Here is a 5467-nt window from a genome sequence, read left to right as displayed (position 1 = left end):
CTGAGAAAGTTGATAAATCTGAGAGATGTCTGATAGGATTTAGGTCAATAGTACACAAAAATAAGTACTTCTGGAAAACAAGAAAGGCCCTTATCGTTAAATAAGAGCCTTTTTGCAGTCGGGGTGGCAGGATTCGAACCTGCGGCCTCCACATCCCAAATGTGGCGCGATACCGGGCTACGCTACACCCCGTCGGGGCTGCAAAAGTAAGATTTTAATCTTTCTCCGCAAATCTTTTTTAAATAAAGTTTCTATCAGGGGGTATCTTAACCGGAAATGTGAATAAACAGCCTAATGTTAAAAAAAGCAGCGCGTTTTTTTAACATGATAAAGGTTAGGGGAATTTAGAAAGTTTTATAAATGTGTTGTTATACTCCAGTTAATTATCATCATTGCCACAGCGACAGTAATAACTAAACCGAGGAAAACAAGTATCCAATATAAAAATGTTCTCATTAGCATACAGGAAATTTATCAAATTGTATCAAAGTTAATAAAATATTAACGGATAATGTTGACAACAGTCACTTTAATGAATAATATTAAGACACTTTTATTGTAAAGCTATCACAAGTTAAAATATTTACCAATAATATTTATTAAATACTGCCCTATAAATTAAGTGTATAGTTACTTGTTTTTATTTCTCATCAACATCCCGCTGTCCGATTTTAGATTTGTAACATTTCAGATATGTTCATATCATCAAAAAATTAACCCATTGTAAAAACTATTTTACCAGATTTTGTAATCGTAAATGATAACTTTGGTTTCGTGAAACAAGTTGATTGGTTGATTAGGTTAGAATAGGTTGAATCAGTTAAAATATCCTTCTATTCTTAAACATTGACCACTCACTTAATCAACCACTCAACTTAATCAACTAACCAATTGAAAGTTCTTGATAGCGTACACGCCGGTGATTTTAAAAATTACGATACTGCTTTGATCAGGGAGCGGTTTTTGATTGATCAAATCGTGTCAAAAGACACCGTAAATTGTGTTTATACCCACTACGACCGGATGATAGTGGGCGCAGCCAACCCAGTAACCGAACAACTTGAGCTCGGGAATTATGGTAACCTGAAAGCTGAATATTTTTTAGAGCGAAGGGAGATTGGGATTATTAATGTGGCAGGTGATGGGGTAGTTACTGCGGATAACAAGTCATTCAGCCTGAAGAAATTTGATTGCCTTTACATTGGCAAAGGCGAAAAACGGGTTACGTTTACCAGTAATGACAGTGATACTCCAGCAGTGTTTTATTTACTCTCGGCTCCGGCGCATGCTTCATTCCCAACCAGGTTAATGCCAATGGACGAAGCCGCGAAAGTAGATGCCGGTAGCGCCGCCACAGCAAATTTGCGTACAATTAATAAATATATTCATGCAGATGGTATTAAAAGCTGCCAACTGGTAATGGGGCTTACTACTTTGCAACCCGGCAGTGTGTGGAACACCATGCCTGCACATACCCACGACAGGAGGATGGAAGCCTATTTTTATTTCGACTTGCCGGTCGGGCAAAAAATCATGCATTTTATGGGCGAAGGGCAGGAGACAAGGCATATCACGCTAAATAATTATGAGGCGGTGGTTTCACCGCCATGGAGTATACATTCAGGTTGCGGTACGCACAATTATAATTTTATTTGGGGCATGGCCGGAGAGAATATGGATTATACGGATATGGACCCGATTTCAATAACAGATTTAAAATAAATATATGTCGAACCAATTTTCATTAGAAGGAAAAGTAATAGTGGTAACCGGCGGTACCGGTATTTTAGGTAATGCTTTTGTAAACGGGATTGTTGAGGCAGGCGGAACTGTAGGTATATTAGGCAGAAAAAAAGACGTTGCCGAAGAGCGTGCCGATCATATAAATGCCAATGGCGGCACAGCAATGGCGCTGGTCGCTGACGTTTTGAATACAGATGAACTTATCGCTGCCAAACACAAAATAATGGATGCTTTTGGCAAAATAGACGGTTTGGTGAATGGCGCGGGCGGTAATATGCCACAGGGCGTTTTACAGCCGGATGAAGATATTTTCAGTATGAACCTGGAAGGGATGAAACAAGTGCTTGACCTCAATTTATGGGGTACACTTAACCCAACGCAAGTATTCGGCGAGGCTATTGCCAAAACCGGTAAAGGGAGCATTGTAAATATTTCCTCGATGAACTCGAAAAGAGCGATCACCAAAGTGCTTGGCTATAATATGGGTAAGGCGGCGGTTGATTGTTATAACCAATGGTTTGCGGTAGAACTAGCTAACCGTTACGGTGATGCCATAAGAATGAACGCCCTGGCTCCGGGATTTTTCCTGACCGAACAAAACAGGAACCTGCTAACAAAACCAGAAGGCGGTTATACCGAAAGAGGTGAAAAAGTTATTCGTAACACACCGTTTAAAAGATTTGGCCACCCTGATGAATTAATAGGTGCGTTAGTTTGGTTGTTAAGCGACGCCTCGGCATTCGTAACCGGATCCATGATCTGCGTGGATGGCGGCTTTTCTATATTCGGCGGGGTATAGAAGTAAGTTGATTAAGTGAGTGGTTGATTCAGTTAATTGGGTTAATCGTTCCGTTTCCACAAATAAAAGACATTGATTATAAAAATTGCACGTTTTTTAAAACTTAATCAACTTAATCTAACATAATCAACCAATACACATGGATCGTCGGAAATTTATTAAAAGCACATCGGTAGCCGGAACAAGTTTCCTGCTGGCGCCTCAATTTGGGAAGGCCGCAGGTTTTTTCAAAGGATCGCCCAATGAAAAGGTGGTGATTGGCATGATGGGGACGCATAGCCGGGGAGCTTACCTCGCCCAAAATTTCGCCAAAATTCCTAATGTGGAGATCGGTTATATCTGTGATGTAGATGCTAATGTGGTGCAGAGTACTATCGCCGATATTTATAAACGGACCGGCAAAAAGCCAGAAGGGATAACCGACATCCGGAAACTGCTGGAGAAAAAGGATGTGGATGCCATTGTTATAGCCGCTCCCGATCATTGGCATGCCCCCGCAACCATAATGGCCTGCCAGGCCGGTAAACATGTTTACGTTGAAAAGCCTTGCAGCCATAACCCTCATGAAGGTGAGATGGCTGTTGCGGCTGCCAAAAAGTACAATAAACTGGTACAAATGGGCAGCCAGCGCCGTTCGTTCTCCAATGTACAGGCCATGGTGAAGGAATTGCACGATGGCATTATAGGTCGCGCCTATTATGCAAAAGGTTGGTATACCAATCACCGGGCCAGTATTGGCATTGGCAAAGTGGTGCCTGTACCGGCAAACCTTGATTATGAGCTTTGGCAGGGCCCCGCGCCACGCAAACCTTACCAGGACAATCTTATCCATTATAACTGGCATTGGTTTTGGAACTGGGGTACCGGCGAAGCTTTAAATAACGGCACGCACGAGTTGGATGTGATCCGCTGGGGTTTGGGTGTTGATTTTCCCAATAAGGTAGTTTCAACCGGCGGCCGTTTTCATTTTAAAGATGACTGGCAAACGCCTGATACACAAAATATCCTGTATAATTTTCCAAATGATACCGCCGCCGAATGGGAGGGGAGAAGCTGCAATGGTTTTAATATTGAAGGCCTTGGCCGCGGTGTGATTTTTTATGGCCACAAGGGAACCATATTTTACCAGGGTGGCAATGGCTACACGGTTTATGATGGTGATAGTAAACTGGTAAAAGAGGTTAAGGACGATTTGGTGGTAGATGCTACCAATAAAGTAAGCCCAACCGAAGCGCTGGATGGCATGCACATGAAGAACTTTGTGGATTCGGTGCGCGGGGTTACACAGCTAAACTGCCCGATAGAAACCGGGTTTAAATCCACATTATTGCCGCAATTGGGCAATATATCCTACCGGGTTGACAGAGTTTTACATATCGACCCGACTAATGGTCATATTTTGAACGATCCGGAAGCGATGAAGCTTTGGCACAGGGAATATGAAAAAGGGTGGGAAGTGAAAGTTTAGTTTAACGCAGGCTAATCAATCAAAATATCAACTATGGATAACTCCAAAATAACCGTTTGGTCTCTCGTTCAAAATAATGATTTTGAAGAAGCATGTCAAAAAGCTGACGAGGAGTATGCGGAGGAAGGTTTTACGCCTACTTTAAGAAACAAGGTTTATGCATTATTTCATCTGAAACGATATCTTGACGTTATTCAATTAAGTGAAAAATTAATTGAAGTTGAAAAAGGTGAATCGAGTTCCGATTTTCAAAGTGCAGGCATTGCAAATTGGATAATCGGTGACTTGTCAAAAGCAATCGAGTTATGGGAAAATGCGCAAAATTGCATGTACCAAGACGCCGCAGGTGGGATTGATACTCAAGTGCTTTTGTACTTTGCCGCTATAAAAACCAAACAAGATAAACTAAGGCAAACGGCGGTGAGAACAATTAAAAAGCTGCTAAAATCTAAACGTTCCATTAATTATCCGGGGCCTCTTGGTCATTATTTGTTAAATGATATCACAGAAGAACAATTGATTTCTTACGTTGCAAATGTTCCAATACTAAGAGAGAGGCAATTGTGCCAGGCGCAGTTTGTGTCTGCTATCAAAATATTAGAGACGGAGGACGTCGACGGATATTATAAAAAATTAAAAGAATGCGTAAGCTACGGCCCATCATCTTATCTCGAACATGAGTATTATTTGGCTAAAGGCGAGTTGGAAAACAGGCCACGAAATAGCAATTCGTTAGTTCAATTTTTTAAAAGAGCATTAAGAAAATAAGACCCTAATTATATCAGATAAAATCAACATGAAAAAACCGATAATAAATATTGTTGTATTTCTTTTTGCAGCAATTATCATCCCATCATTATCTCACGCTCAAAGCACCCCATCTTTGTTTGATGGCAAAACCCTGAAAGGCTGGAAACGCCTTGCCGGCACTGCCGACTATAAAGTTGAGGATGGCAACATCGTAGGTACAACTGTATTAAACTCCGGCAATACTTTTTTGGTGACGGAAAAGGAGTATGGCGACTTTATCCTTGAGCTGGATACCAAAATTGAGAGCCCGCTAAGCAATTCCGGGGTTCAGGTGCGCAGTCATTTTGACCCTGCGGGAAATAACGGGAAAGGCAAAGTTTATGGCAGGCAGTTTGAGATAGATCCTTCGGACAGGAAATGGTCGGGGGGCGTATACGATGAAGGCCGCAGGGACTGGATTTACCCGCTCGACCTGAATTCCAAAGCAAAAGATGCTTTCATGGTGGGTATTTATAACCATATCCGCATTGAATGTATTGGCAATGAGATGCGCACATGGATAAATGGCACTGCCGTTGCCGATGTGATTGATACAGTTGATAGCAAGGGCTTTATCGGCCTTCAGGTTCATGCAGTAACCACGCCGGAACAGGCTGGTAAAAAAGTGTATTTCAAAAATATGCGTATCCAAACTAAAAACTTGAAAT

5 protein-coding genes and 1 tRNA gene are annotated in these 5467 nt (G+C 41.7%); 5 read left to right on the top strand and 1 reads right to left on the bottom strand.

The genetic code is table 11. The annotated features are described in order from the left end of the window. Positions 1 to 118 precede the first annotated feature (118 nt). Positions 119 to 192, bottom strand: a tRNA-Pro gene (locus QZY09_RS04585). Positions 193 to 891: 699 nt separating this feature from the next. Here QZY09_RS04585 and kduI point away from each other — a divergent pair. From kduI to QZY09_RS04560, 5 genes are all read left to right on the top strand, one after another. Beyond that, positions 892 to 1722, top strand: coding sequence for a 5-dehydro-4-deoxy-D-glucuronate isomerase (kduI, locus tag QZY09_RS04580; protein ID WP_295668749.1), 831 nt, complete (start codon positions 892 to 894; stop codon positions 1720 to 1722). A gap of 4 nt (positions 1723 to 1726) precedes the next feature. Beyond that, positions 1727 to 2542, top strand: a complete 816-nt coding sequence (locus tag QZY09_RS04575) for an SDR family oxidoreductase (RefSeq protein ID WP_295668746.1) — start codon at positions 1727 to 1729, stop codon at positions 2540 to 2542. Positions 2543 to 2681: 139 nt separating this feature from the next. Beyond that, complete coding sequence (locus QZY09_RS04570) at positions 2682 to 4010, top strand: Gfo/Idh/MocA family oxidoreductase (protein ID WP_295668743.1); 1329 nt, start codon at positions 2682 to 2684, stop codon at positions 4008 to 4010. Positions 4011 to 4043: 33 nt separating this feature from the next. After that, complete coding sequence (locus tag QZY09_RS04565) at positions 4044 to 4778, top strand: hypothetical protein (protein WP_295668741.1); 735 nt, start codon at positions 4044 to 4046, stop codon at positions 4776 to 4778. Between the two features lie 28 nt (positions 4779 to 4806). After that, on the top strand, positions 4807 to 5467 hold a 661-nt coding region (locus QZY09_RS04560; RefSeq protein WP_295668738.1), incomplete at its 3' end, for a DUF1080 domain-containing protein.

Source organism: uncultured Mucilaginibacter sp. (assembly GCF_903913935.1).
In the GTDB taxonomy this organism is placed as follows: domain Bacteria; phylum Bacteroidota; class Bacteroidia; order Sphingobacteriales; family Sphingobacteriaceae; genus Mucilaginibacter.
This window is presented reverse-complemented; position numbering and strand designations above follow the sequence as displayed.